At 40.4% G+C, this 24,804-nt stretch carries 27 protein-coding genes; 3 read left to right on the top strand and 24 right to left on the bottom strand.

What is annotated here, in order from left to right:
* Nucleotides 1–3 precede the first annotated feature (3 nt).
* The 11 genes from CD00_RS0113300 to CD00_RS18435 form a co-directional block, all read right to left on the bottom strand.
* Nucleotides 4–879: a methionyl aminopeptidase gene (locus CD00_RS0113300; protein WP_026656411.1), complete on the bottom strand. Its 876-nt coding sequence runs from the start codon at nucleotides 877–879 to the stop codon at nucleotides 4–6.
* Between the two features lie 116 nt (nucleotides 880–995).
* Nucleotides 996–2,024, bottom strand: a complete 1,029-nt coding sequence (locus CD00_RS0113295) for a phosphate/phosphite/phosphonate ABC transporter substrate-binding protein (RefSeq protein WP_034462141.1) — start codon at nucleotides 2,022–2,024, stop codon at nucleotides 996–998.
* Between the two features lie 131 nt (nucleotides 2,025–2,155).
* Complete coding sequence (rpe, locus tag CD00_RS0113290; RefSeq protein WP_026656409.1) at nucleotides 2,156–2,812, bottom strand: ribulose-phosphate 3-epimerase; 657 nt, start codon at nucleotides 2,810–2,812, stop codon at nucleotides 2,156–2,158.
* Nucleotides 2,809–3,750 (bottom strand): transketolase family protein, encoded by a 942-nt coding sequence (locus CD00_RS0113285; RefSeq protein WP_026513993.1) that lies wholly within the window; start codon nucleotides 3,748–3,750, stop codon nucleotides 2,809–2,811. The genes rpe and CD00_RS0113285 overlap by 4 nt, the downstream gene beginning before the upstream one ends.
* Nucleotides 3,747–4,574 carry a transketolase gene (locus CD00_RS0113280; protein ID WP_026656408.1) on the bottom strand — a complete coding sequence of 276 codons (828 nt, stop codon included), beginning with the start codon at nucleotides 4,572–4,574 and terminating at the stop codon, nucleotides 3,747–3,749. The genes CD00_RS0113285 and CD00_RS0113280 overlap by 4 nt, the downstream gene beginning before the upstream one ends.
* A 112-nt stretch (nucleotides 4,575–4,686) precedes the next feature.
* The gene (locus tag CD00_RS0113275) at nucleotides 4,687–5,385 is read right to left on the bottom strand and encodes an L-ribulose-5-phosphate 4-epimerase (RefSeq protein WP_026656407.1); all 699 of its coding nucleotides are present in this window, start codon (nucleotides 5,383–5,385) and stop codon (nucleotides 4,687–4,689) included.
* A 22-nt stretch (nucleotides 5,386–5,407) separates the two neighbouring features.
* Nucleotides 5,408–7,003 carry a xylulokinase gene (locus CD00_RS0113270; RefSeq protein ID WP_026656406.1) on the bottom strand — a complete coding sequence of 532 codons (1,596 nt, stop codon included), beginning with the start codon at nucleotides 7,001–7,003 and terminating at the stop codon, nucleotides 5,408–5,410.
* 39 nt (nucleotides 7,004–7,042) lie between these two features.
* Entirely contained in the window at nucleotides 7,043–7,864 is an 822-nt protein-coding gene (locus CD00_RS0113265) for a DNA-3-methyladenine glycosylase family protein (RefSeq protein ID WP_051594203.1), read from the bottom strand.
* Complete coding sequence (locus CD00_RS0113260) at nucleotides 7,864–8,307, bottom strand: restriction endonuclease (RefSeq protein WP_026656404.1); 444 nt, start codon at nucleotides 8,305–8,307, stop codon at nucleotides 7,864–7,866. Before CD00_RS0113260 ends, CD00_RS0113265 begins: the two co-directional genes overlap by 1 nt.
* A 15-nt stretch (nucleotides 8,308–8,322) precedes the next feature.
* Nucleotides 8,323–9,444: a PTS transporter subunit IIC gene (locus CD00_RS0113255; RefSeq protein ID WP_051199113.1), complete on the bottom strand. Its 1,122-nt coding sequence runs from the start codon at nucleotides 9,442–9,444 to the stop codon at nucleotides 8,323–8,325.
* A 112-nt stretch (nucleotides 9,445–9,556) separates the two neighbouring features.
* Nucleotides 9,557–10,870 (bottom strand): right-handed parallel beta-helix repeat-containing protein, encoded by a 1,314-nt coding sequence (locus tag CD00_RS18435; RefSeq protein WP_034462138.1) that lies wholly within the window; start codon nucleotides 10,868–10,870, stop codon nucleotides 9,557–9,559.
* A gap of 283 nt (nucleotides 10,871–11,153) precedes the next feature.
* On the opposite strand from CD00_RS18435, the gene CD00_RS0113245 reads away from it, so the two are divergent.
* A complete protein-coding gene (locus CD00_RS0113245) occupies nucleotides 11,154–11,753 on the top strand; it encodes a hypothetical protein (protein WP_026656402.1) in 600 nt (199 codons plus the stop codon).
* A 145-nt stretch (nucleotides 11,754–11,898) separates the two neighbouring features.
* Here the strand turns inward: CD00_RS0113245 and CD00_RS18430 are convergent, their stop codons facing one another.
* The 7 genes from CD00_RS18430 to CD00_RS0113210 form a co-directional block, all read right to left on the bottom strand.
* The gene (locus CD00_RS18430) at nucleotides 11,899–12,864 is read right to left on the bottom strand and encodes a 4Fe-4S binding protein (protein WP_081811922.1); all 966 of its coding nucleotides are present in this window, start codon (nucleotides 12,862–12,864) and stop codon (nucleotides 11,899–11,901) included.
* Between the two features lie 22 nt (nucleotides 12,865–12,886).
* A complete protein-coding gene (locus CD00_RS18425) occupies nucleotides 12,887–13,522 on the bottom strand; it encodes a TlpA family protein disulfide reductase (protein ID WP_051594202.1) in 636 nt (211 codons plus the stop codon).
* 29 nt (nucleotides 13,523–13,551) lie between these two features.
* The gene (locus CD00_RS0113230) at nucleotides 13,552–14,514 is read right to left on the bottom strand and encodes a hypothetical protein (protein WP_026656401.1); all 963 of its coding nucleotides are present in this window, start codon (nucleotides 14,512–14,514) and stop codon (nucleotides 13,552–13,554) included.
* 38 nt (nucleotides 14,515–14,552) lie between these two features.
* Nucleotides 14,553–15,533 (bottom strand): lysozyme inhibitor LprI family protein, encoded by a 981-nt coding sequence (locus tag CD00_RS0113225; RefSeq protein WP_026656400.1) that lies wholly within the window; start codon nucleotides 15,531–15,533, stop codon nucleotides 14,553–14,555.
* 151 nt (nucleotides 15,534–15,684) lie between these two features.
* On the bottom strand, nucleotides 15,685–16,503 hold the full coding sequence (locus CD00_RS0113220; RefSeq protein WP_026656399.1) for a helix-turn-helix domain-containing protein: 819 nt from the start codon (nucleotides 16,501–16,503) through the stop codon (nucleotides 15,685–15,687).
* 141 nt (nucleotides 16,504–16,644) lie between these two features.
* Nucleotides 16,645–17,331 (bottom strand): SdpI family protein, encoded by a 687-nt coding sequence (locus CD00_RS0113215; RefSeq protein WP_026656398.1) that lies wholly within the window; start codon nucleotides 17,329–17,331, stop codon nucleotides 16,645–16,647.
* Nucleotides 17,328–17,597: an autorepressor SdpR family transcription factor gene (locus tag CD00_RS0113210; RefSeq protein ID WP_026656397.1), complete on the bottom strand. Its 270-nt coding sequence runs from the start codon at nucleotides 17,595–17,597 to the stop codon at nucleotides 17,328–17,330. Before CD00_RS0113210 ends, CD00_RS0113215 begins: the two co-directional genes overlap by 4 nt.
* 223 nt (nucleotides 17,598–17,820) lie before the next feature.
* Between CD00_RS0113210 and CD00_RS19480 the strand changes: the two genes are divergently transcribed.
* On the top strand, nucleotides 17,821–18,708 hold the full coding sequence (locus tag CD00_RS19480; protein ID WP_051594201.1) for a helix-turn-helix domain-containing protein: 888 nt from the start codon (nucleotides 17,821–17,823) through the stop codon (nucleotides 18,706–18,708).
* Between the two features lie 105 nt (nucleotides 18,709–18,813).
* Here the strand turns inward: CD00_RS19480 and CD00_RS0113200 are convergent, their stop codons facing one another.
* Nucleotides 18,814–19,356, bottom strand: coding sequence for a hypothetical protein (locus tag CD00_RS0113200; RefSeq protein WP_034462134.1), 543 nt, complete (start codon nucleotides 19,354–19,356; stop codon nucleotides 18,814–18,816).
* Nucleotides 19,343–20,239 carry a LysR family transcriptional regulator gene (locus CD00_RS0113195; protein ID WP_026656395.1) on the bottom strand — a complete coding sequence of 299 codons (897 nt, stop codon included), beginning with the start codon at nucleotides 20,237–20,239 and terminating at the stop codon, nucleotides 19,343–19,345. Before CD00_RS0113195 ends, CD00_RS0113200 begins: the two co-directional genes overlap by 14 nt.
* Nucleotides 20,240–20,564: 325 nt before the next feature.
* On the opposite strand from CD00_RS0113195, the gene CD00_RS0113190 reads away from it, so the two are divergent.
* Nucleotides 20,565–21,089 carry a hypothetical protein gene (locus tag CD00_RS0113190; protein ID WP_026656394.1) on the top strand — a complete coding sequence of 175 codons (525 nt, stop codon included), beginning with the start codon at nucleotides 20,565–20,567 and terminating at the stop codon, nucleotides 21,087–21,089.
* A gap of 115 nt (nucleotides 21,090–21,204) precedes the next feature.
* Here CD00_RS0113190 and CD00_RS18415 read toward each other — a convergent pair whose 3' ends face one another.
* From CD00_RS18415 to CD00_RS0113170, 4 genes are read right to left on the bottom strand one after another with little or no spacing between them, the layout of a single operon-like run.
* On the bottom strand, nucleotides 21,205–21,495 hold the full coding sequence (locus tag CD00_RS18415; protein ID WP_051199100.1) for a hypothetical protein: 291 nt from the start codon (nucleotides 21,493–21,495) through the stop codon (nucleotides 21,205–21,207).
* Nucleotides 21,496–21,510: 15 nt separating this feature from the next.
* Complete coding sequence (locus CD00_RS0113180) at nucleotides 21,511–23,184, bottom strand: ABC transporter permease (protein WP_330370485.1); 1,674 nt, start codon at nucleotides 23,182–23,184, stop codon at nucleotides 21,511–21,513.
* The gene (locus CD00_RS20750) at nucleotides 23,123–24,085 is read right to left on the bottom strand and encodes a hypothetical protein (protein ID WP_026656392.1); all 963 of its coding nucleotides are present in this window, start codon (nucleotides 24,083–24,085) and stop codon (nucleotides 23,123–23,125) included. Before CD00_RS20750 ends, CD00_RS0113180 begins: the two co-directional genes overlap by 62 nt.
* Nucleotides 24,082–24,777 carry an ABC transporter ATP-binding protein gene (locus CD00_RS0113170; RefSeq protein ID WP_026656391.1) on the bottom strand — a complete coding sequence of 232 codons (696 nt, stop codon included), beginning with the start codon at nucleotides 24,775–24,777 and terminating at the stop codon, nucleotides 24,082–24,084. The genes CD00_RS20750 and CD00_RS0113170 overlap by 4 nt, the downstream gene beginning before the upstream one ends.
* Nucleotides 24,778–24,804: the final 27 nt, after the last annotated feature.

Here is a 24,804-nt window from a genome sequence, read left to right as displayed (position 1 = left end):
ATATTACCAACAGAGCAACTCATATCCCGTTTCGGTCACAAGAAGTTCCACTTCCCACTGTGCCGAAGGCTTTAAGTCTGCTGTATAAACTGTCCACTCGTTTTCTTCATCACAAAAGATCTCATCTGTTCCCATGTTCACCATAGGCTCTATCGTAAATACCATACCGGGAACCATTATCATTCCAGTCCCCGGTTTGCTGACATAACTTACAAAAGGTTCCTCGTGGAAACCATTTCCGCAACCATGTCCGCCAATCTCTTTTACGACAGTATATCCGTTATCAAGAGCATGCTGATGTACGGCGTGTCCCATATCTCCGATAGGAGTCCATGGAATTACCGCTTTGAGGCCCACTTCAAGGCACTCTTTTGTAACATCGACAAGTCTCTTCTTTTCCGGGGATACATTTCCTATGCAAAACATTCGCGAAGAATCAGAGTAATATCCGTCAAGAATTGTTGAACAATCGACATTTATTATATCTCCGTCCTGCAAGATCACATCCTCAGACGGGATTCCATGGCAAACTTCTTCATTTATTGAAGTGCATACGCTCTTAGGGAATCCCTCGTAATTAAGATCAGCCGGTATTCCTCCCATCTTAGTGGTTGTTTTATATACGATGTCGTCGATTTCCTGAGTTGTCATTCCTGCACGTATCTTATCACCGATCTCATCAAGTACAGCCATATTTATGACCGCACTCTTTTTTATTCCTTCAATATCTTTTTCAGTTTTTAACAGGTCTCTGGAAGGAATCCTGAAACCTTTATGTTCAAGTGCAATAAGCTTATCATCAAATGCGGCGTGACATGCTTTATATTTTTTGCCGCTTCCGCACCAACACGGATCGTTTCTTTCTAGTCTTTTATACATTCTATGCCTTCTTACCTCTTCTTAATTTAACAAATATAGTATGCCTTTTCGCCTCCCAAATGTCAATTAACGCCACAGACACTTATCCTTTCCGTGCCTGTGGCGTCTTATAATTATTATTTTAAATTATTTACTTCTCTGGCAGCTCTTATCGGCTCATAATCTTCAGGATCCGCCGCCACATATCCTTCATGTTTGTAAAAAGACAATACTTTCTTGCCTTCCTCTGTGTTACCGATATTTATAAATGCCTGCTGAATGGCTTCCTTTAACGATTCATCCATTACAGTCGCTGTCTTGCTGACGCAAACGGTATCATTATAAATTCCGCTTGTGACGCCGATAACAGCCGTTTCATCCCAGATATTAAAAGGTCTTCCGTATTTACTGCGCCACCTGTCTTCAAAATCGCGCCTTGCATCAGCATATATGCATATAACATCAAGAGCTTCAGATGCCAGTCCCTCAAATGCCGTACTGTATGTATCAACTTCAGTTACATATTTGAGGTTGGTGATCTTTTTATTATATTTCTCTTTCAACCAAAGAGACGGATACAAATATCCGGCGGGTGACGTGGAATTCATTACTCCCCATCTGAGCATATTGAGTTCTTCCCATGTAAGCGGCTCCCCGTTATTTACTTTTTCCGCCATGGCCTGTCCCTTTGCCGATGGACCTGCCAAAATAAGCGCTCTGTAATATGTTACCGTTTTATCCGTTGTAGATGTCGGTGTATTGTCATTCCACACTCTGGGTTCGTCACTTTCAATCGACAATCCTTTCCTGAGTGCCGTCAGAATAACATCGCAATACTCCTCATATAGTACGTAAGTTGCTCCGGGAACAAAGCCTATATCAACTTCCCCGATAGCGAGTTTTCTGCCTATCATTTCATATGAAGATCCTACTTCCACTTCTACATCCCTGACATAATAGCCCTGCTTTATCATTTCGCTCTTGAACATGTTCTTGAGCGCATCGCTTGAACCAAGAATTTCTTCCTCATCAACCGATTTAACAAAACCTATAGTAAGCCTTTGAACAGACTTCTCCGCTCGTTGTGACGGCGGTGCACAACTACATCCAACTAACGTAGTCAGACATAAAAAAACAGCAACAGCTAACGAAGTAAATTTCCTCATAACGCCTCCACACCATGATAGAAATATGGTATTTTTTGGAAAAAAAGGCTCATGCGCTATGCACATGAGCCCACTTGCAGCTTATACTGAAATTGTATTTTATTTATGTTTTTTTGTCAATGTGCAGGTTGTTATTCCGATAATATCTTCCTGAATTTTATAATATTTTCAGAAATATTGCCCTTAAAAATACCTGAACCGGATACAATCACATTCGCACCAGCCTCCAATATTTCCTCTACATTATCGATGTATACTCCGCCGTCCACCTGAATATCAACATCAAGCTTTCTTTCATCAATGAGCTTTCTGAGCTCCCTGACTTTATCGAGACTTTCAGGTATCAGCTTTTGTCCGCCAAATCCCGGTTCAACCGTCATGACAAGAACCATCTCAACCTTCTCAAGATAGGGCAGGACTGCTTCTATGGGAGTTCCCGGTTTAATTGCTATGCCGGCTCTTTTCCCATATTTATGTATCTCGTCAATGACCGCTTCGGGATCATCGGTAGCCTCCTGATGAAAAGTTACGGAGTCTGCCCCAACGTCCACAAAGTCCTTTATGTAACGTATCGGGTCCACTATCATCAAATGCACATCAAAAAGCTTATCGGTTATCCCTCTTATGCTCTTAACTATCGGCATTCCATACGAAATAGAAGGAACAAACATTCCATCCATGACATCAATATGTATGTAGTGGGTGCCAGCCTTATCGACTTCTTCGATCTGCGATCCCAGTCGTGTAAAATCCGCTGACAGAATTGAAGAACTCAATATATTCATTATTTAAGAAATTCCTTTACTGAAGCATATACTCCATCTGCATCAAGTCCATACTTATGAACAAGTTCACCTGCTGTTCCCGACTCACCGTACTTATCCTGCATTCCGAGTTTCTTAACAGGAGTAGGTGCGCTCTCTGAAAGTGCATCACTAACCGCGCTTCCGAGTCCGCCGATAACAGAGTGCTCTTCAACAGTTACAACCTTGCCGGTCTTCTTTGCTGAAGCGATAACAAGTTCCTTATCAAGAGGTTTGATAGTACAGATATTGATAACCTCTGCGGAAATTCCGTCAGCAGCAAGCTTCTCAGCTGCACCGATTGCTGAATCAACGCAGATACCTGTCGCAATAATAGTTACATCGGTACCTTCTTTGATAACAGAACCCTTACCGATTTCAAACTTGTAATCGGGTCTGTCGTTGATGATACTGCATGCAGCACGTCCGAATCTGATGTAAACAGGTCCTTCATGCTCAAGAGCTGCGCGAACGCAAGCCTTTGCTTCAATATCATCTGCAGGACACATAACAACCATTCCGGGAATAACACTCATAAGAGCGAAATCTTCATTACACTGATGGCTGGCTCCGTCTTCACCTACTGTGATTCCGGCATGTGTTCCGCCAATTTTTACATTAAGATGGGGATATCCCACTGAGTTACGTACCTGCTCAAATGCACGTCCTGCAGCGAACATGGCAAAAGAACTAACAAAAGGAATCTTTCCTGTTGTTGCAAGTCCTGCTGCGATTCCCATCATATTACACTCTGCGATACCGCAATCTATATGTCTCTCAGGAAATTTTTTCTGAAAAACAGCAGTCTTGGTTGATGCTGCAAGATCCGCATCCAAAACTACGAGATTTGGAAACTCATCACCAAGCTCCGCAAGAGCATTACCATAACTTTCTCTTGTTGCAATCTTCTTTACTTCGCTCATAGTGCTGCACCTATCCTTTCCAATTCTTCCATAGCCTGCTTGTACTCGTCGTCGTTAGGAGCTTTTCCGTGCCATCCTGCCTGGTTCTCCATGAATGAAACGCCTTTACCCTTAACAGTGTGCGCTATGATCGCTGTGGGCATACCCTTTGTTTTCTTAGCCTCTTCAAAAGCTGCCTTGATCTCATCAAAGTTATGTCCGTCTATATTGATAACATGGAAATTGAATGCTTCAAATTTCTTATCGATAGGATAAGGTGAACATACCTTATCTACAGGTCCGTCAATCTGAAGACCGTTGTTATCCACGATAACAACAAGGTTATCTAATTTGCGGAAACCTGCAAACATAGCTGCTTCCCATACCTGACCTTCCTGAAGCTCACCGTCGCCAAGAAGTGTATATACTCTAAAATCTTTTTTATCAAGCTTTGCAGAAAGTGCCATTCCGCAAGCTGCTGAAATACCCTGTCCAAGTGATCCGCTTGACATATCAAGTCCCGGAAGATACTGCATACTGGGATGTCCCTGAAGTCTTGAACCAAGCTTACGAAGCGTTGTCAGTTCCTCTTTAGGGAAATAACCTTTCTCTGCCATTACAGAGTAAAGTCCCGGTGCACAATGTCCCTTTGAAAGGACAAAACGATCTCTGTCCGGATCTGAAACATTTTTGGGATCTACATTCATTTCCTCAAAATACAGATATGTGAAAATATCTGTTGAAGATAAAGATCCGCCCGGATGTCCTGCTCCGGCTGCATGAAGTGCTGTTATTATACTTTTTCTTACTTCATTAGCCGTCTTTTGTAGTTCCTGATTGGTCATAGCCATATTGAATTATTTCCTTTCCGTAATATTCAAAGACAAACTGCATTTTCAATGTATCACATGCCACATTGTTTCGTCTACAGCGCAGTTTGTCTAAGTTTTATCATTGTCACTTTTTCTGCCCATAATAGGCATTTGCACCATGTTTTCTAAAATAATGCTTATCTTGAAGGTCAGACGAAATTACGCTGATCTCAGGATTTAAGAATTCGCTTCTTAATGCCATCTTTGCGACTTCTTCTTCAACGGCTGCATTGTGAACCGCTTCTGCCGCATCTTTGCCCCATGTAAAGACACCATGGTTCTGGCACAGTGTACCGGGAACCGCCATAGGATCTATACTGCGACGCTCAAACTCTGCTGCGATCGCAAGTCCTGTGTTTTTCTCATATTCAGACTCTATCTCAGCTTTTGTGAGTGCTCTTACGCAGGGAATCTCTCCGTAGAAATAATCCGCATGCGTTGTTCCGTAGCAGGGAATTCCTCTTCCTGCCTGCGCCCAGCTTGTAGCATAAGGTGAATGTGTATGTACCACACCGCCGATTTCCTTAAATGCCTTATAAAGTTCAAGATGTGTCGGAGTGTCCGATGAAGGTGAAAGCTCTCCCTCAACCTTATTTCCGTCAAGGTCCATTACAACCATATCATCGGGAGTCATCTTATCGTACTCAACTCCGCTCGGCTTTATAACAAAAAGTCCTTTTTCTCTGTCAATCTCGCTGACATTTCCCCATGTAAACAGAACGAGTCCATACTTGGGAAGAAGCATATTTGCTTCATATACTTTCTTTTTAAGTTCTTCTAACATTTCTATACCCCGTAATCTTTGTTTATCTGAGTGAATCAACCGCTGCCTTCTCAACGGCAAGTCCTGCAGAATAGTTCTTGATGAACTCATCAAAGCCTTTGACATCTTTCTCGTCAGGCTCGCATGTTTCCACGCTTACATTGGTAAATACTTTATCATTCAGATACTTCTCAAGACTCTCGCCGTCCTGCTTCTGCATCATGTAACCCGCAAGGATTGCCTGTCCCCAAGGACCGCCTTCTCCTGCAGTCTCCATAAGCTTTATTGTTGTTCCCAGAGCTGCGGCCATAGTCTTGTCTCCTGCGCCTCTTACCTTGAAGAATCCGCCCTGTCCGAAGAAGAAATCGACATTAACTTTCTCTTCTTTTATGAGAATGTCATTTCCAAGCTTAAGTGCACCGAGAGCTGTATAAAGATGTGTTCTCATGAAGTTTGAAAGATTGAATACATCGTCGGGTTTTCTGACGAAAAGAGGTCTTCCTTCATTGAATCCCGTGATGCTCTCTCCTGAGAAATAGTTGTATGCAAGAAGTCCGCCGCAATCGGGGTCTCCCTCCATAGCCTTTCTATAGAGCCCGCCATAGAGCTCGTCATCGCTGATATCCTGTCCGAATGTCTTTGCAAACTCTCTAAAAAGTGATACCCACGCGTTAAGATCGGAAGTACAGTTGTTACAATGTACCATGGCAACCTGCTCACCTGAAGGTGTTGTAACTATATCAAGCTCAGGATATGCCTTGGACAGATCATGTTCAAGTACAACCATTGAAAATACAGATGTTCCTGCAGAAATATTTCCTGTTCTCTTTGCAACAGAATTAGTCGCAACCATACCTGTTCCCGCATCTCCCTCGGGAGGACATACAGGCACACCCTCTTTGAGCGTTCCTTCGGGATCGAGGAAAAGAGCTCCTTCTTTAGTAAGAACACCGGCACGCTCACCTGCACAAAGCACCTTAGGAAGGATGTCACGAATCTTGATTCCCGCACTCTTTACCTCCGAAAGATTATCAAAAGTATCGAGCATTCCTGCGTTGTAATCGCATGTATCGGAATCTATAGGGAACATACCCGAAGCATCGCCAATACCAAGAACCTTCTCACCCGTAAGCAAAAGATGTATATAACCTGCAAGAGTTGTAAAGAAAGCAATCTTTCCAACGTGCTCCTCTTTGTTAAGAATTGCCTGATACAGGTGTGCAATACTCCATCTCTGCGGAATGTGGAATCCCAAAGCATCTGTAAGTTTCTCAGATGCCTCTTCAGTTATGGTATTTCTCCAGGTTCTGAATGGAACAAGAAGATTTCCATCCTTATCAAAAGGCATGTATCCGTGCATCATAGCGGAAACACCCATAGCACCGACTGTGGTAAGTTCCTCGCCATACTTGTTCTTCACGTCCTCTTTAAGGCCTTTATAACATGCTCTTACACCTTCTTGGATGTAGTCAAGTCCATACGTCCAGATACCGTCAACAAGCTTGTTTTCCCAGCTAAATGACCCTGATGCAAGAGAATTGTACTCTTTGTCCGTAAGAACTGCCTTGATTCTGGTAGAGCCAAACTCTATTCCCAGAAACGTACTGCCTTCGGCAATTGCCTTTTTTGCGTCACTCATAACTCCTTCTCCTTTTATCATATAATTTGTAACCCTTTATTAAATAAGTCCGCTATTTCTGGAATAATAAAACAGATACTGCTGCATTATACCGTTGTACGGAGCATATTTATCAAAACTAAATCCGTTTGGATACTTAAGCTCAAGAACCCTGTTTATCCAAACATCCTTCGGAAAGGCATCAAGTCTGTGATACCCAAATAATATCTCACAGTTTGCCACCTTAACCCCAACGCCGAACAACCCCAAAAGTCCGGTCATCAGTTCCTCATCCGAGGCATTTCCCCATTCATCAAGCGCTACCGCTCCGCTTGCCACATCAAGCGCAGCCTGCCTGACATATTTATCCCTGTAACCAAGGCTACAGGATGCGAGTTTTTCATCAGATAAACCCGCTAATTCTTCAGGTGTCGGAAAAGCATAGATCTTTTTCCCGTCACCGTCTGTGGCTATTTCCCTCGATACCGCAGCACAGAGCTTTTCGATAGAAGCTTTAATGGCCGGAATGTTTTTTCTCTGGGAAATTATAAAAGAAATTAGCATTTCCCACGGATCCTGCTTTAAGATCCTTATACCCTTGCCATACTCTGCGGCATCATACAGATACCTGTCTGTATCTTTATCTATCATTTCCCGGATCTTTCTGTAATCAAGACCGAGGTCGAAATAATCCTTCCAGAAGCTCTCATATTCATCCGGTTCGCAGTCAAGTTCATATTCATACTCGCCGCATTTTCTGATGAAAAGATGCTTGGAAGAAGCTGTAACCTCATACCCGTCGCCGTGCTCGTTAAATCTGAAGCACTGTCCGCTGTCTGCAATTTTTTTCAGATCAAAATCATCAAATATTTCTATCTTCATTATGTCTTATCCATACTGTCGAGGTATCCTCTGTCCCACAACATAATGTTAAGTTTCTGGGCAAGTTCCACTGCAGGTTGAGTAAAATACTGATTGGTCATTACAACACCGACCATCCTGCTGTAGTAATCTCTTCCCGCATATATTTCCTGAACCGCCTTAACTCCGATCGGCTTGTCGTAACACTTACACTGAACCGCGTAAGTTATACCGTCCTTCTCGGCAAGTATATCCGCTCCGAAATCTCCGCTTCCCTTTGTGACGGTTGCTTCGGCAAAACCGTTAGCTTTAAGAAGATCGGCGCAATAATACTCAAAATCATGCCCTTCCATCTCATCCATTGGAAGAGGCTTCATCCTGTATTTCTTAATATAGCTTACGATGAAAGCCGCAATCGCAATTATTGCCACTCCCACCGCTATATAAATATATATTTTCACCATAGGAATCTCCGCTTATTAAAGCTTCAAATCTCCCTCTTTTACCCATCCGAGCTTAACAACTCCGGCATGAATTACAGGAGCGATAATTGCAGGAAGTACGAATGAGATAAGTATAAGTCCGGCCCAATCAAATCCGGATATTGCTGTCTTGGCTCCGTCTGCGATATCCTGAACCCATCCGGTGTACACACCGATCTGTCCGACAAATCCGCAAGTACCCATTCCTGATGAAACAGGCGCTCCGTTCATCTTGAGCTTGAATAGACATGTAGCAAGAGGTCCCGTGATAGCCGATGTTACGATGGGTGCGATCCAGATTCTCGGATTCTTGATAATGTTACCCATCTGAAGCATTGATGTTCCGATACCCTGTGAAACAAGTCCGCCCCATTTATTTTCTTTAAAAGAGATCACTGCAAAACCCACCATCTGCGCACAGCATCCAGCTACCGCCGCACCGCCCGCAAGACCCGTAAGGCAAAGTGCCGCACAAATTGCTGCCGAAGATATAGGAAGTGTAAGTGCGATTCCTACTGTTACAGATACCAGTATTCCCATAAGGAATGGCTGAAGCTCTGTAGCCCACATGATAAGATTTCCAAACGCCATAGCTGCTTTTCCGAGAGCGGGAGCTATAAGCCATGAGAAGAAAACTCCGACACCTATTGTCACAAGAGGTGTTACCAGAATATCCACTTTTGTCTCTTTTGATACCGCTTTACCAAATTCTGCCGCGAGTATCGCAACAAACAAAACTGCAAGAGGACCGCCCGCACCACCGAGTGCATTTGCGGCAAATCCTACCGTTATCATTGAAAAAAGAACAAGTGGCGGGCAATGAAGCGCGTAGCCTATTGCCACAGACATTGCAGGACCGCTCATTGCAGAAGCAAGTCCGCCTACCGTATATTCCGTATCGGAAACTGTCGCAACAGTCTGCATAAGAAACGGAATATTAAACTGTTTACCAAACGTATTTATGATAGTTCCTATGAGCAATGAACAAAAAAGTCCCTGCGCCATAGCCCCCAAAGCGTCAATTCCGTAACGCTTTAAAGAAATTTCAATGTCTTTCTTCTTCAGAAAATCTTTCACTTTTTCATCTCCTCCGCTATATACATAGCTTTTAAAAATCATTGCTATATATTTTACCATAATCCGCATATGGTTAAAATATCGGAAGAGTCATATATTTTTGCACAAAATACCCCCGCTGATTTAAAGCGGGGGTAATATTATTATAAACGATTTATTTATTTTTAACTACTGTTTTTGCGGATCCGTAACCTGAAAGGTCACTGTATGATATTATTGTTGCTGTTCCTGATTCTCTGTCTGCAGAGCCGAACTCAGCTTTTACTGCCTTTGCGCCCTTGAATTCCTGGTTTGAAAGGTTATCTGAAACATCGTTTCCACGACTCTTATCCTTGCAAGCCTCTTCGTACGCATCAGCTTTATTCTCTGCAATAAGAAGGTTCTTCTGGAACTTATTTGAAGAATCACATGCAAACTGGACAAGGAAGCATGCACCCTTCGTGTTGTATATTGTATTGTTTGTGATTACGCAGTTCTTTGCCGCACCGGTCTTCTTAGCGTCATAACCACCGATGCTTATTCCTGCCAAACCACCATTTACTACAGTATTGTTATTCACTCTGATGTCTTCAACTACAACACCTTTATGCTCTGTTGCGATCTCGATTCCAAGATCACAATTCTCAACATAGTTATCGTAAATATCTATATCTTTTCCTCCGTCAACATATATACCGTCGGCACAAGCATCATCATATGTCACGTTTTCTTTTGAGGAAATATTATAAACCACATTATTAAAGATTTTTCCGGCTCTTGCTCTATCTCTGTCATCCTTAGTTGACTTCTCAAAGCCAATTGCATCAATACCGATGTTGTCACAGTCATGCACTTTGTTATTTGAAATCTCAAATCCTTCAACATTTCCGTTTACTACAACTGCTTCACTGTTTCCAAGGCGCAGGCCGTACACCTCACAATTTGTGATAGTAATGTTCTTTGTAGGCTCCTTTAAACTTCCGTCTACAAGAATACCATGTGCATTATAATCATCTGATTTTTTTGAATACTTACATCCCATATCATGAATCTCACAGTCCTTAATTGTAACATTCTGTGAGCCTTCATCTACGCATATACCCTTTGGAGCTACACTTCCTGAAGGTTTATTTAATGTGAAACCTCTGATTTCAAGATTTTCAATAGTTACATCCGATGCGCATACATAGATCATTGAATCATCGCTAGATGTAGGAGTGATCTTTGATCCCTCAAGCACTGCGCCATCTTCACCTACAATCGTTAACCCGTCGGTCTCTACACTGATCTGTTCCTTGTATTCCCCTTTAGGAATGATGATCGTATCCCCTTCATTCGCCTTCTCGATAGCATCTTCAATAGTTTTAGCCCCTTGCGAACCAACGCGGATAGGTTCTTTTGCATTCACGGGAACAGTCCCCATATCGCTGTAGAGCGACAGACATGCAATGAATGTACATGATGCAACTAACTTAAGAATATTTTTCATTTGCATTTCCTTTTCTGTTCTCTCCTTTTCTTTTCTTTGTTGGTTGATGTGTATATTATAACGGCCTCATGAATATACTTTACCACACCTCAGCAAAAAAGTGAAGAGTTTTCTTAACATTTTTAACTTTTTCTTTGAATTGGCAGAATAGTGCATTTTCTTGATGTTCCGCTAAAGTGTTTTCCTTATTTTATCAGGTGTTGCATATTTATATTTCATAAACCGTTTACAAATGTTACTTTTTGTGTTAAAGTACTCTTGTTGTCAAAAGGAGGAATTACTCATGAAAAAGAGATTATTGGTGCTATGCCTGGCAATTTCTTTATCAACAGTATGTATGGCTTGCGGAAGCAGCTCCGAGCCGGAAACGGTCGAGGTCGCAGATCCTTCGGAATATGTAACACAAAATGATACAAGTAAAGATATTGCACCTGTTTCCGATGAAGCCCCTATAGACTCCACCGAAAGCGCAAATAACGATAATATTGATGAAGGTACGGACGATTCTTCAGGCAGCAAAGCATCCGACTTTGATTGCTCGGTATTTACCGCAGCAAATTATTCCGAAGTATGTGAATATGCCAAGAAGATTAAAGATCTTACAATTGCCGAAGACTGGAATGCAATCGGTGATATGATCTGCTATCCGGTAAAGAACCGTAACGGCAAAGTTATAAAGTCAAAAGAAGATTTTGTTAAATATGTTTCAGATACGGGCTTTGATAAATCTTATATCGATTCACTCAGCAAATGGTCTGTGGATGAAATATGGTTTGACAGCCATGGGGCCTGCGTTGATGACGGAAATATATGGTTCGAGGATTGCGATTCCGACGATACCGAATTTAAGATCTGTTCTTTCTTTGCGCTATCGGCACAATAAGTCAACGATATTTTTTTCATATATATTAAAAATCAGCAGCCGTAAATCTTGGGCTGCTGATTTTATTTTACAAAGTTAATCCCCTAAAATGACTCCATCACTTTATTATCATTAGACCTACTTTTCTCATTTCTCCTCCAAAAACTCATCCTATTCCCATACATTCGTAGCACAAGCGGATTGCCTTGCTCTTTATATCATGGAACCCTTTGCTGTTTAGCCCGACAACAATAAGAATCACCGCAAGCACTATAAAAACTGCCTGCAATGGCATCTTCTTCCTGTCAATTCTTCGTATACCTATATATATTGCATCTACGGGACAGTGCTGCATGCACTCACCGCACTGTATACACTCTCTGTCACAGACTTTTTTTACATCCATCTTACAATTTCTTACGCACGCATCACAATGAATGCATTTTGCTTCATCAACCTGTACTCCGAAGAACGAAACCGGTTGAAAAAAAGAATATATCGCACCAAGCGGACATATAAACCTGCAAAAGCCACGATAAGCAAATATGCAGATTGTAATAATTGTTAATAATAGCACGACTTTCCAGCTAAATAAAATCCCGATAAGGGAACGCAATTTCTTTTGCATAAATGTAAGTGGAATCCCTGCCTCGAGCGTGCCTGCAGGGCATATATATTTACAAAAACCGGGCGCTGAATAAAATATGGGAATCATGACTGCAAATAGGACAAGCAAAACATATTTTATACAGGTAAGCCCTCGCGTGGTCTTACTCTTTTTAAGTTTGGGTGTAGGTATCTTGTGTAAAAATTCCTGAATCATCCCAAACGGACACAAAAAGCCGCAAATAAATCTTCCGAGAAATAATCCCATAAGTAAGAGCGTTCCAAGGATGTAGTAGGGAAATTTATATCTCGAAGAGACAAGAGCAGTCTGAAGGCTCCCAAGCGGACACGAAGCAATCGCTCCGGGGCAGGAATAACAATTCAGCCCCGGAACGCAAACTCCCTTGCTGCCACCTTTCCAGATCGTTCCGGTCGCAAAGCCTTTCACGTTACAGTTATATAAAACGGCTGTAATCAGCTGCACATAGCGTCTTGAAAACTTTTTTAAATGCTCTCCAACTTTCATGTGCCCCTCATTTCTTATCACGTCAGTTCATGCACGCATCAATTGCATCCTTGTACTCTTTGTACTGAGTATCGGCATCCTGTGCACCAAGGAATGTTTTTTCTATAACGCCGTTTTTAATAATAAGAGTGTAAGGAATGCCGTCTGTAGGATATTTTGCCCCGATAGCTCCGTCTTCATCATATGCAATCGGGAACGTAAATCCCTCATCTTTTACAAGTGCATCGACAGTAGCTTTGTCTTCCTCACAGTTTACACACAGAATCGAAAGATTTGAATACGCATCGTTCTTAAGCATCTCAAAAGCAGGCATCTCACGCATGCAAGGACCGCACCATGATGCAAAGAAATTGAGAATAACGACATCATCTTTGTGATCTGACATTTTAAACTCAGATCCGTCGACGAGCGTTGCTGTAAATTCAGGAGCCGCATCGCCCTCTTTCAATTCTCCCGCTATTTGCATATCCGAATCGTCCTGATCATCAAGACCACTTTCATCTTCTGTATTTTCAGGTACCGCATCATCAGAGGCGGCTTCAATACTTGTTTCATTCTCTGCAGACTCTTGCTCACTCGCAGCACCGCAAGCTGTTAATGATGATAAACAAATACTAATTGCAAAAACAAAACCAAATAGCTTTTTATATTTACTCATTATTTCGATCCTCCTTTGCTGTGTTTACTTTATCCTACATGCAGATCATTTTCAAATAAATCCTGTTCGTTTACTCCGTTACTGGAATAAAAAACTCCGTTTTCATCAGGCTCAAATGGAAGATATCCCAAGAATTCGCCACTCTTTGAATTAAATCCCATAACATTCTGCTTTATTTCACATGGATAAATTGTTTCTCCGGCCTTGGCAGTTTTAGGCGCATCTCCCGATTCATCTGTAAATGTAACATCTTTTTTCAATATCAGACCGCCGTCAGATCCCATAATAATGGGCTGAAGCTTTTCAGTCTTTTCTTCCGTTGCAAATCCGTCATCACCATATGTATAGTTCTTAGTGCCGATCCAGCTTCCAAAAATATCGTATCTCTTTGCAAGTACTATCTTATCAGCATAAATGCAATAAGTTGAAGAATCTGTTTTCTCATCGTAATTACTATCTACTCTCATATAATCATCAAGCTTATCGAGTTCTTTCATAGAACCATTGTCCCACTTATAAAGCGTTACTGTTCCGTAATATGCATCTCCATAGTTTTCCAATATAAGATAATCCGCGCCGGTTTTATGGACAAATAACGCATCTGCGCCTCCGAACACAATATCGCCATCTGCATAAACCTCAACATCTATAACCTGCTCATTTATTTTCATCTTGCAGGTTGTATCTTTAAACTCAAAAAGAAGTGTATCCTGCTTGCCATCATTTCCAAGGTCTACTTCTTTCTTTTCATTTTCTTTTAATTTCTCATAGTAGAATTCACTGTCATTAGCAGCACTGTCTGTTGCATCTGCCGCTGAATCCGCCTCCGATGATGCATCCGTAGCACCGGATATTTCCACTTCGGATACTTCCGCTGTGCTCTCTTCTTGCTGTTCACCGATGCCAAGATTGCTCATATCGATTGGAGTACATCCGACAAAAAACATCGATACAAGCGGAATTGCCATACATACCAATTTACTCTTTTTCATTTTTTCTCCCTTTCTCCCTTAGGTGTGTTGGTTTTTTCTTACAATGCGGTGGGGAACTTTAATTCTGTTCCCTTAGGAATTATCTTATTTACCGACTTGGTAATACTAAGCGTAGCTCCATCCCATCCATAGATAATCTTCCCTTCAATACCTGATCGTGCCTTAAACTCAATTGTTGTATCGTTGATAAGCGGGTCGTACGCAAGCTGCCCTACTTCTTTTCCGTCTACAACTACTGTTATCGCAATTGAACCGCCTTCCATTCCTTCAGATATATCAAGCATACCGTTATCGCTCACATATGCATTATCCATGAAATATCTTTTTGGCAATTCGTAATTATCACCTTTTATGTCAGAAAGAGTCTTTGCCAGCATATAACAACGATTCTTCAAAAATCTTGCATCCAATTCACAATTTTGCATAGGCACCCATGAGCCTTCCTCATATTCAAGGACATCGTAGCAACGATCAAAGTCAGCTTTCCATTTTTTCTGTTCAGCCTGAATCTCTTCTTTTTTTGATGCATCGGCTTCTTCAAGAGCTCTTTTCAAAAGACTGTCAAGTTCAAGTTCCCATGTATACGGCTCAGCCCCGCTTACAGCGTTCATCTCCATCTGACTGATATCTGCGTCGAAATGATATCCGTTATAGTAATTTGCAATCTTTTCTATTCCCTCTATTTCTTCAGCAATTGATTTACTGTTCTTTATTACTTCATCAACCTTAGATTTTACAATTTCCTCATCATACTGCGATTCATCATAATCTGCTTCGACCTCTTCTTCCTCGCCCATAATCTCTTTCCAGTTCTCTTCCCACTCATCTATAGGAACCAGGGATGCATCTTCCGTTGAAGCCTCCGGCGTTGTATATTCTGCAGAAGCATCTGCTGAGATCACTTCTTTTCCGATTGATTCAGCCGGACTTACAGCTGCGTTTGAAGCCCCAGCTCCGCAGCCCGTCACCGTCATGCATATACATGACAATATTGATGCAGATAAATATTTTTTAGTCATAATATTACTCCCATGTTGATCATGTGTATTAGTTCTGTTAGTACAGTATAATTCCAAATACTATTTTTGTCAAAATTATTTGCAAACAAAAGAGCCCTACGTGGATTTTAGGCATTTTCGCGCAGGGCTCGTCTTTTTTAATTTTAGTTTTTTATCTCAAATGACCGTTTCTCTTAGCATAATCTCCAAAGATAAATGCAGCAGCTACTATGAGCAAAACAAATCCCGACATAACGTCAAATATATCAATTGCAGGTTCGCCTACCATCTTGGATAAAGTTATATTCACTACAAGAGTGAACGGGATAGCAAGCAAAAATGTAATTCCCGCAGATAACATCTTCCTTTCTTTGAAGCGTTTGAACAAAGCATAGACGCCCCATAAAAAAGCAAGCGCAATTGCTGCCATTACCGCGCCGATAGCAAATACTTCTCGCACTTTTATCAGCGCTCCAAGTATATAAAGAAATGGAAAAACAAAAATGCTGCAAACGATAAGCGCTATCAAAACTCCCTTTTTTCCCAGCAATATAACCGGAAAAGATATTATCCAGGCAAACATTATTGAGTTAAACGTTATAAGCGACCACGTCAACTTTCCTGTGATTGCAACATCGCATATACAACAGACGATTATTCCAATCGCCATAGTTATTGTATAGATAATTGATATCACTACATTTTTGTTTATATTGTTCTCATCTTTCTTCTTAAGCTCAATGAGATTCTCACTGGCTTTTTCTTCATAATTGCTCACTTCTATCCTCTCTCCACTCAGTAATTCGTTGACAGTTACATCCAGGATATTGCAAAGCTCCAGCATGATAGAAGAATCAGGCATACTCTTTCCGGTTTCCCATTTAGAAACTGCCCTGTCAGTTATATTTAGCTTTCCTGCTAATTGAGCCTGTGTCATACCCTTTTCTTTTCTGCAAGCTGCGATAAATTTCCCGGTCTCTATCTGATTCATCAAATTGTCTCCTTTCATAGAGAACTTTACATTTTCTGTAAGCGGAGGTACACGAATTATTGGTTGAATTTGGCAACTCAACCGGTGGTTGAGTATCTGTTCATTGCAAGAAGGCAAAGGGACGGTTCATCCAAGCTCTTTTCATTTTACTTCAGCTTTGTAAACTTTATACGCATAAGCAAAAGTTACAATTGATGCCACGCATATATATCCTATCGAAAGCATTACCGAACCAAACGAACTTTTTATTATAAATGCAGTGATGATCGTAATAACTCCGGCGATAACAAATGCAACACCTCCGAAGCGATTGCTCTTTTTCCAAGTTGTGTCATTATACATGCTCCAGCTTATCTTTACCCCAACCGTCGTATTCATTCGTGTTTTGGGCATGATATTCCCAAGCCATATATATAGTCCTCCCATCATAATTACTGATATTTTCCCAATATCAACAACTTGCTTTGTCGCTCCCGAAATAGCCCCTTTATATTCTCCAAACAAAGTGAATCCCAGCATTACAGTGTGCATAACAGCCATTCCCACGCCGACATAACCGATCACTTTAGCATTTGATCTTGCCCCGGCACTTTCCTTTTCATCAGCGGATTTCAAAGCTTTTTTCTCATAATAAGCCATGAAACATGTCCAAACGAGTGCCATAAATAAAATGATAATCGGAAAAATCATATTTTCATTTTTAGAGCCCCATCTCGTAACATTTCCTGCCGCATCATAATGTAATGGGACGCTTTCAGGAATAAACTGAATCGCAACAGCTGTTCCGATTAAAGAAAAAAGAGAAATACTCCACATTAGTTTTTTCATCGCTTTCCACCTCCAAACTGTCCAATCCACAAAATCAGCTCCTCAAATACTGTTGCGTTGATCTCATAATAGATAAAATTTTTCTGCTTATATTCCATGATGAGGTCAGCACTTTTAAGGAGTTTTAGGTGATAAGACAGAGCTGCCGGCGTTATTTCAAGCTTTTCCGCAATCTCTCCGGCATTCATCCTGCCATCCTTTAGCATCACAAGAATATCTCGACGCTGCTTATCGGCAAGCACCTTAAATATATTTGTTTCACCCATAAATATACTCACTCTCACATGCTATTTAAAAATTTTTTTAAATACTATAGCAATAGTATGACCACGCCATCTCTTCGTCAAGAGCTATTTAAAATATTTTTTAAATACCAGCAACAGATCTTCCGTCCGCTCCCAGCATCAATATAACAACGTTCTCGTTACGATAGATTGATAATCGCCATTCCGACTGATACACTTAAAGTGCAAAAGGGAGGCGGTACACATGGATAAAATGAAAACCGGTACTCTAATCAAAGAAGCAAGAATAAAAAAGAACTATACACAAAGTGAGTTAGGCGATTTACTTGGCGTCAGTAACAAAGCTGTTTCGAGATGGGAAAAAGGAGAAAGTTTTCCTGATGTTGGATTGTTGGAAAACCTGGCAACTACTCTTGATCTACGAATTCAAGAAATTGTTACCGGAATCAAAGACGAACACGATGAAGCTGCATTGATTGAGATTGTCAGAGCTGCAAAGCTTCAACAACGCGAGAATAAAATGAAAAATATCAGGCACTGTTTACAAATCGTGCCCCTTCTTTGTTGCATATTATCCGGATTTTCGGCGCTAGGAAATAACAGCTTTATCTTTGACAGTAAACCTACTTGGGAATATGTACTATTTATGGTAATTACATTTATCACGGTAGTGATCGTCTACTTCTCAAATCAACAATCACATGACAATTTAAATAAGTTTTCCACAATTTCAAAGCTACTTTCAACGCTAACTCTTTTGGGCAGCGTTTTATCAGCGTGGATTATTATGCTAAAGACCGCAAATGGCTCAATCCCTTTCGGAATAGATCCATCATCAATAGGGCCATTTATGAATAACATCTTAGTAATAACGTTCACTGTAAACCTGATATTACTGATCATCCAAATGTATAGATACGAAAAGCATGACGAAGCTGTCCATTGGGGATGGTTTATTTCCATCGCCGCAATTTATCTTACTACGTTATACGGAGATTGTATGCATAACATGAACACTTTCCAAGGTATGATAAAAGATCTTATCATTAGAACCGCAATTGTAACTATTGCTACAGGGATTTCAAAGATATTTATTTCCATAGTGAGAGCATCTAATAATCATTTTTTATAATCGAAACCCGCCTATATTTATGTAACTATTATTTTTTATGTTGACAATTAAGTCTAACTTCTTTAAGATATGAATCAAGAAATGGGTTTTTTACCGTACGTGTCGCTATCGACAGCCAAGCGGGTTGCTCGTTTCTTTTTTTATGTTTATAAGATCATAAAGATACTTCTTACCATTTTGATCGTGTCTAATAATCAGATAAATATGGAAAACATTGTATCTTTCAATTTCACCATTATCTTCATAAACAGGTAATGCAAATCGTGATTCAAAACGATACCAACCTTTAGCTGCATCAATTGCATGCTTCCGTTTCTTATTTTCTGTATAACAGCCATTAAAGGCAATTTCAATCATCTCACCAAGCCCCTGCGCTGCATTAGCTTTTGCTTTGGCATAAGCACCTTTCAAAGAATTGGAATACTCTGAGTGCGCATATTCATCTGGAAGATCTTTGCCAAAATAAACAACGTCGTTTATCTCTGCATTTTTATAAACATCTCCAACATGATCCTTTAAATACTCTTCAACATAATCCCAATCAATTGACCTTTTCCCTTTAAAAATAATGTCATTTATTACAACAATGTTGTTTCCATTTGCATCCTTTATTACAGACACGTTTCTTTCTCTACTACTTTTCCCCATAATTTTCCTTATCTCTCATAATAATTTCAGCCAAAGCTTTTATTGCTTTGTTCTGTTTTTTATCCTTATGGATTAAAACCTGTGAATATATGGGAAAATCTTCTCCCTTCCACGTAAGACGCTTGAGTTTGCCTGTTTTTATTTCATTTTCCGAAGTAATATCCGGTATAAACGCTACGCCTAATCCGTTGATTGCAAATTGTTTCAATATTTCTTTACTGCTTGTTTCCAGAACTATATTCGGAGAAATTTCATGCCTATCAAGATCAGAAATCAACATATGTCTAAAATTACAGTTATGCCCAGTCAATAAAAGCGGAACATTCTTTAGATCTTTTTCTCGAATAGTTTTATCTACAACAGGATTTGTTGGTGATGCGTAAAAGCCCAGACTTTCCCGTTTCTTATGCAGAATTTTAACCCTTTCATCCTCAATTAGCGGGTTTAGAGTATATACCATATCAAGCTCTCCCTTCTGAAGAAGCTCGGGAATATCATCATGTGTAACAAACTGTATCCTAATTTCTGTTCGTGGATTATTCTTGGTATACTCCATCAAAATTCGTGGGAATCTACTTACACAAAGAGACTCAGATACGCCCAATTTCAATACGCCTGCAGGATTTTCTTCATCTGTTACATCAAGACGAATTTCTCTCTCTAACTGAAGCATCTTCTCTGCATATGCTATTAGACGTTCCCCCGACGAAGTGATTGAAATAGTTTTCCCAAGACGCTCAAACAACACACATCCCAGTTCATCCTCCAACTGCTTAATCTGCGTTGTAACAGTAGACTGCGCATACCCCAGGCTACTTGCCGCCGCAGAAAAACTTTTCATTTCTGATATTATCAAAAAAGTACTTAACTGTGTAATTGTCATACTCAATCTCCATATTAAATAATTTACGAGAATATATACTCCTTGACACATATGATACTTCGTTATAATGTAGCATCATAGAAATGTGGTTTTGTGCCGTACGGTTTAATACCTATGCGGGGTACTACGTTTCTTTTTTTATGTCTATTACATGATTGTTTCAATCTGAATTACTCTTTGTCCTTTTTCATTTATTACTATTAATGCTATACATTTCCAATCATTCAATATATTTGAATTATATAATTATTTATTTCAATTTTACTGATATCAAATCCAATGATATTATACGGTCATATCCAATTAAGCGCAAGGAGGTTTTCTTATGAATGAACTATGTAAAATAATTAAAGATACAGTAAAGCCAAACTTTTTAAATATTCGCACTTCCATACGTACCTATGACAGAGACGCCCTATGCTGCGGAGCTCCTTGCTGGAGATGGGCATATCACGCTCTTCACTCAGCCGACAAATGGTTTATCAATCCATTCGTTTACGAAGAGCCTATCTTCCACGAAAACGGAATGGACAATCCCGAAAATCCGACAAGCGTTATTTTATCCGATGCCCAGCTCCTGTCATATCTTGATCTGATAGAAAAGAAAACCATGAATTATCTGGATTCCCTTACGGATAATATGCTCTATGAAAAACCGGAAAACTGCATCTATACCCGTATGGAACTTGTACTTCGCCAATACAGACACCTCTCCTTCCATACCGGAATGTTAAATGGACAAACTGCTGTAGCCACCGATAAATTCCCCATATGGATCTCAGAAACAGATCAATTTGTTGACGACGGTATTTTGTTTGGACGCTACCGCAAAGGCAAGTTATCTCTATAAATTAATCTCATCCTGCTTCTTTTTAAAAAAAGTTCCACTCAAAAGAATTCTTTTTCTTCTGAGTGGAACTGACTTACATATACACGTATCGGAATATCTATGTTTTTTCACAATTTTAATATTGCAATAAGCTCTTCGCCGTCCTTATCTCCGTTTTCTTTGAAGCCACTGTATTCTCTGGCTCATACAAAAGCCAGCAATACTCTGCCTCGCCGCACGGATACGTTCTTATAAACTCTAATGCCAGCTTTACAGCTTCTTTTCCATATCCATTTCCTGTTATCGCCGTATAAGCCTCGATAATACTAACATCATTAGATGCCACAAAACTTTTCTGATCTTCCGAAACTTGTAATTTCAAAAGATCCCAAACATTTTTTCCATTCACTTTTTCAAGTCGTATCATATCATGCCTCACTCTTTACACAGCATCCTCTTTAAGAACCTCAATGATATTGTCGTTCTTAATCTTGTTTACACTAAGCGCCATGCTGATTCCAAGAATTCCAAATACCGAAGCCGTAACCGCGCCATACATGACCGGATCCGGATTAAAGATGAACAGATTCGAATTAAACGTGCTATACATAAGATAGCTCAGCAAAAGAGATATCGGAATTCCCAGTATAAGTGCCCTAATTCCGTAAAGAAGTGTTTCTAGTCTTATCATCTTCTTAAATCCGCTATTTTCAAGGCCCACCGACTTATACATGGCAAACTCTTTTCTCCTAAGGAGCATTCCGGTTGAAATCGTATTTACTATATTTGCAATCGCAATGAGCGTAAGGAGAATCGTAAAGCCATACATTGCAGTTTTCAGTATAAGCGTGACCGTATCAAATATCTGTAATGAATCCGCAATATCAGCGCAATAATAGTTGTGATAACCATAATTTTCCAAAATAGAATATATCTTGTCATGGACTTCTTTATGCTTCGAGGTTTCAACCCCCAGATCAACCGTAAGCTTATCTTCGGGAAGCACTTCTTTCGCCTTGTCATAGTACATGGATGCGGGTACAAACACCTCAATGCCATTCTTAGGTGCCAGGTTTAAAATGCGATTGTTTTCGTCATATTTGACTAATCCCGAAATCTCTATGGCCGGAGGATTCCCCATCGCATTATCGTAGTGAAGGATCTGCCCTATTATCCCGTCATTAAATACTTCACTGGACTTTCTCTCGTGAAAAAAATCATTTAACAACACTCCGCGCAATGTATCGCCATAGTAAGCACTTTTATCCAGGCCATTATCTTCAAGTATCCTGTCAAAGTCCTTATCATCCACTATGCATACTGCCATTCCAGCGAGGCTTATATCCGCAAATCCGGGTAAAAGAAATTTTGGATCTGCAATATCTGTATTGGCAAGCTCGGTGGTTGAATCCGGAGCTTTATTAAACCAAAACTGGATCATACTTGCACTGTACACATTATCTACTCCCTCTATCTTGCTAATGTCACTTCGAAGCCTGTCACTCTCCGAAAGCGAACATGATGCCACGATCTGATAAGGGATATCGATTTCAAACTTATTGGCTCTTGCTAAGGAATTGCAAAAAAAGTTTGTTGTCAGGAACAAAATTACTGAAACCGCTAAGGTTGCGGTTATAACTTTACCTTTTACACCGTTCCTTTTTAAGTTTTTGTAAGCCAGCTCGCCTTCATATCCAAAGATTTTTCCTATCAAGGGATTTACGCGAAGGCTCCTTGCTTTAACTTTCACCACATTGTTTTGGCGCAGAGCTTCAATCGGCATAACTTTTGACGCCTTGATTGCCGGAATAAATGATGAAACAAATATTGTGAGTGCCGCAAAAAATACGATGGCAGCTATTACATAGTGATTGCATACTACAGGAATGCCACCGCTCATACCTTCAGCACCGGCCAGTAAATCCGCCTCGAGTATCTTTTTTCCAAGAACCGCCAAAGTCATCTTCGTACCGATATAGCCAAGCAAAAGCCCTAAAGGGATCCCTATTCCACCTAGAACAATTCCCTCGTAGTATATTGAAAATCTCTTTTGCTTAGATGTAGCTCCGACACTTGCCAGCATTCCAAGATAGCGCATTCTCTCTGTGAGGGACATTCCTATGGAATTGAATATTAAGATAATTGATGTAGCTATGACTATTGCAAGGGCAACAGCCATCATGGCAAAAAAATGCCTTGTATGAACCGCTACTGTCTTCAAACGCAAAGCAACTAATTAGATACTCTGTATTATATTCACACTTGTCGATTCCATATTCTGCTGTAATGCTGTTAAGTTGCTTAATCGCTGTATGATCGCATTTCTTAAGTAAAATCAGCACTTGAGCTTTTTCAGGAAAATAGTCATCATCCATTCCTCGCAGAATGTCCCAATTACCGGTCGGCCTGTTCCCATGAAGAATTGCTGTTACTGTACAGGTTTCTGTTGACTCAGCCTTAAACTGTTCGTCCGACCTGTAATTACCTGCCAGATAAGCAAAATCTTCAAGCCCGTTATCAATATACCTGTATCCCTGATCAAAGGTAAGAGAATCACCTATCTTAAGATCATCCAGGCCATTATCAATTAGAAACTGCTCTTCAACCGCTATTTCAGAAGAATTTTTAGGGAGCACTCCGTCATAATCCGCTACTACTCCCATGGATAAATAGCCATTATCCACATGATCGATATTTCCAATTCGGAATCTGTCTTCTTTATCATTTAAAAGTCTGACGCCGGTTATTTTTTCTTCTGCATCACAAATTCCTACCGATGCTATCCTTTTATCTTCTTTCAAAGAAACATACTGCTCATGCGTAATCTCACTAAACCGCGCATGTACATTTCCTTCTGTCTGTATTGCCAGAAGCCCAAAGAACTTAAAGAAAGAAAAAACGCCCAGAACAATAGCACTTATAAGTGCCGTAGATGCTGCAATTCCAAGAATTGTAACGATGGATCTTTTCTTGTTTCCAAGAAGGTGTCTTAATGTCAGGGTTGATATAATATTCATGACACCATCACCCCTTCCTTCTTACTGTCGCGTGTGATCTTACCATCTTCGATCGTGATGACTCTGTCAGCAGAAAGAGCTATTCTTTCATCATGAGTTATGATGATAACAGTCTGATTATTTTCTTTATTGAACTTGCGAAGCAGTGCTATGATTTCCTTACTGTTCTCTGAATCCAGGTTGCCTGTAGGCTCATCAGCAAGAAGCAGCGCAGGATGATTCATAAGCGCCCTTCCTATAGACACTCTCTGTTGCTGGCCTCCTGAGAGCTGATTCGGAAGATGAGATAATCTTTCTTTTAATCCAAGCTTTTCAACCAGATCGTTAAGAAGCTTTTTATCAGCCTTTTTTCCATCCAGTAAAATTGGAAGTGTCATATTCTCTTCTACGTTCAGGATAGGAATAAGATTATAAAACTGATAGATAAGACCTATATTTCTTCTGCGAAAGATTGCAAGCTTGGTCTCATCAAGCTTGCCGATATCTGTCCCTGCGATAGTGCAAGTACCCGATGTAGGAACATCCACTCCTCCAAGGATGTGAAGAAGTGTTGATTTTCCTGAACCGGAAGGTCCTACTATTGCCACAAACTCTCCCTGCTCTATATCAAAAGAGACATCTTTAAGAGCGTCAACTCTTGTCTCCCCTGTTCCATATACTTTACAAAGGTTTCTGATTTCCAGAATGTTCATTTTTCTTTTGTCTCCCTTCTCATGCAA

It is taken from the genome of Butyrivibrio sp. AE3003 (assembly GCF_000686065.1).
Lineage (GTDB): Bacteria > Bacillota > Clostridia > Lachnospirales > Lachnospiraceae > Butyrivibrio > Butyrivibrio hungatei_A.
The sequence above is the reverse complement of the archived record's forward strand: the minus strand, read 5'-3'. Positions and strand labels throughout refer to the sequence as shown.

What these genes read in the sequence shown, in the direction of transcription:
- CD00_RS0113170 (WP_026656391.1), bottom strand. Translation starts at nt 24,777, where the DNA reads ATGAACATTCTGGAAATCAGAAACCTTTGTAAAGTATATGGAACAGGG.
- CD00_RS0113300 (WP_026656411.1), bottom strand. Translation starts at nt 879, where the DNA reads ATGTATAAAAGACTAGAAAGAAACGATCCGTGTTGGTGCGGAAGCGGC.
- CD00_RS18415 (WP_051199100.1), bottom strand. Translation starts at nt 21,495, where the DNA reads ATGATACGACTTGAAAAAGTGAATGGAAAAAATGTTTGGGATCTTTTG.
- CD00_RS0113215 (WP_026656398.1), bottom strand. Translation starts at nt 17,331, where the DNA reads ATGAAAAAACTAATGTGGAGTATTTCTCTTTTTTCTTTAATCGGAACA.
- CD00_RS0113285 (WP_026513993.1), bottom strand. Translation starts at nt 3,750, where the DNA reads ATGAGCGAAGTAAAGAAGATTGCAACAAGAGAAAGTTATGGTAATGCT.
- CD00_RS0113225 (WP_026656400.1), bottom strand. Translation starts at nt 15,533, where the DNA reads ATGACTAAAAAATATTTATCTGCATCAATATTGTCATGTATATGCATG.
- CD00_RS0113195 (WP_026656395.1), bottom strand. Translation starts at nt 20,239, where the DNA reads ATGACAATTACACAGTTAAGTACTTTTTTGATAATATCAGAAATGAAA.
- CD00_RS0113295 (WP_034462141.1), bottom strand. Translation starts at nt 2,024, where the DNA reads ATGAGGAAATTTACTTCGTTAGCTGTTGCTGTTTTTTTATGTCTGACT.
- CD00_RS20750 (WP_026656392.1), bottom strand. Translation starts at nt 24,085, where the DNA reads ATGAATATTATATCAACCCTGACATTAAGACACCTTCTTGGAAACAAG.
- CD00_RS0113280 (WP_026656408.1), bottom strand. Translation starts at nt 4,574, where the DNA reads ATGACCAATCAGGAACTACAAAAGACGGCTAATGAAGTAAGAAAAAGT.
- CD00_RS18425 (WP_051594202.1), bottom strand. Translation starts at nt 13,522, where the DNA reads ATGAGTAAATATAAAAAGCTATTTGGTTTTGTTTTTGCAATTAGTATT.
- CD00_RS0113190 (WP_026656394.1), top strand. Translation starts at nt 20,565, where the DNA reads ATGAATGAACTATGTAAAATAATTAAAGATACAGTAAAGCCAAACTTT.
- CD00_RS0113260 (WP_026656404.1), bottom strand. Translation starts at nt 8,307, where the DNA reads ATGGTGAAAATATATATTTATATAGCGGTGGGAGTGGCAATAATTGCG.
- CD00_RS0113180 (WP_330370485.1), bottom strand. Translation starts at nt 23,184, where the DNA reads ATGTCCCTCACAGAGAGAATGCGCTATCTTGGAATGCTGGCAAGTGTC.
- CD00_RS0113265 (WP_051594203.1), bottom strand. Translation starts at nt 7,864, where the DNA reads ATGAAGATAGAAATATTTGATGATTTTGATCTGAAAAAAATTGCAGAC.
- CD00_RS0113270 (WP_026656406.1), bottom strand. Translation starts at nt 7,003, where the DNA reads ATGAGTGACGCAAAAAAGGCAATTGCCGAAGGCAGTACGTTTCTGGGA.
- CD00_RS0113210 (WP_026656397.1), bottom strand. Translation starts at nt 17,597, where the DNA reads ATGGGTGAAACAAATATATTTAAGGTGCTTGCCGATAAGCAGCGTCGA.
- CD00_RS18435 (WP_034462138.1), bottom strand. Translation starts at nt 10,870, where the DNA reads ATGAAAAATATTCTTAAGTTAGTTGCATCATGTACATTCATTGCATGT.
- CD00_RS0113275 (WP_026656407.1), bottom strand. Translation starts at nt 5,385, where the DNA reads ATGTTAGAAGAACTTAAAAAGAAAGTATATGAAGCAAATATGCTTCTT.
- CD00_RS0113230 (WP_026656401.1), bottom strand. Translation starts at nt 14,514, where the DNA reads ATGAAAAAGAGTAAATTGGTATGTATGGCAATTCCGCTTGTATCGATG.
- CD00_RS0113220 (WP_026656399.1), bottom strand. Translation starts at nt 16,503, where the DNA reads ATGAATCAGATAGAGACCGGGAAATTTATCGCAGCTTGCAGAAAAGAA.
- CD00_RS19480 (WP_051594201.1), top strand. Translation starts at nt 17,821, where the DNA reads ATGGATAAAATGAAAACCGGTACTCTAATCAAAGAAGCAAGAATAAAA.
- CD00_RS0113200 (WP_034462134.1), bottom strand. Translation starts at nt 19,356, where the DNA reads ATGGGGAAAAGTAGTAGAGAAAGAAACGTGTCTGTAATAAAGGATGCA.
- CD00_RS0113245 (WP_026656402.1), top strand. Translation starts at nt 11,154, where the DNA reads ATGAAAAAGAGATTATTGGTGCTATGCCTGGCAATTTCTTTATCAACA.
- CD00_RS18430 (WP_081811922.1), bottom strand. Translation starts at nt 12,864, where the DNA reads ATGAAAGTTGGAGAGCATTTAAAAAAGTTTTCAAGACGCTATGTGCAG.
- CD00_RS0113255 (WP_051199113.1), bottom strand. Translation starts at nt 9,444, where the DNA reads ATGATTTTTAAAAGCTATGTATATAGCGGAGGAGATGAAAAAGTGAAA.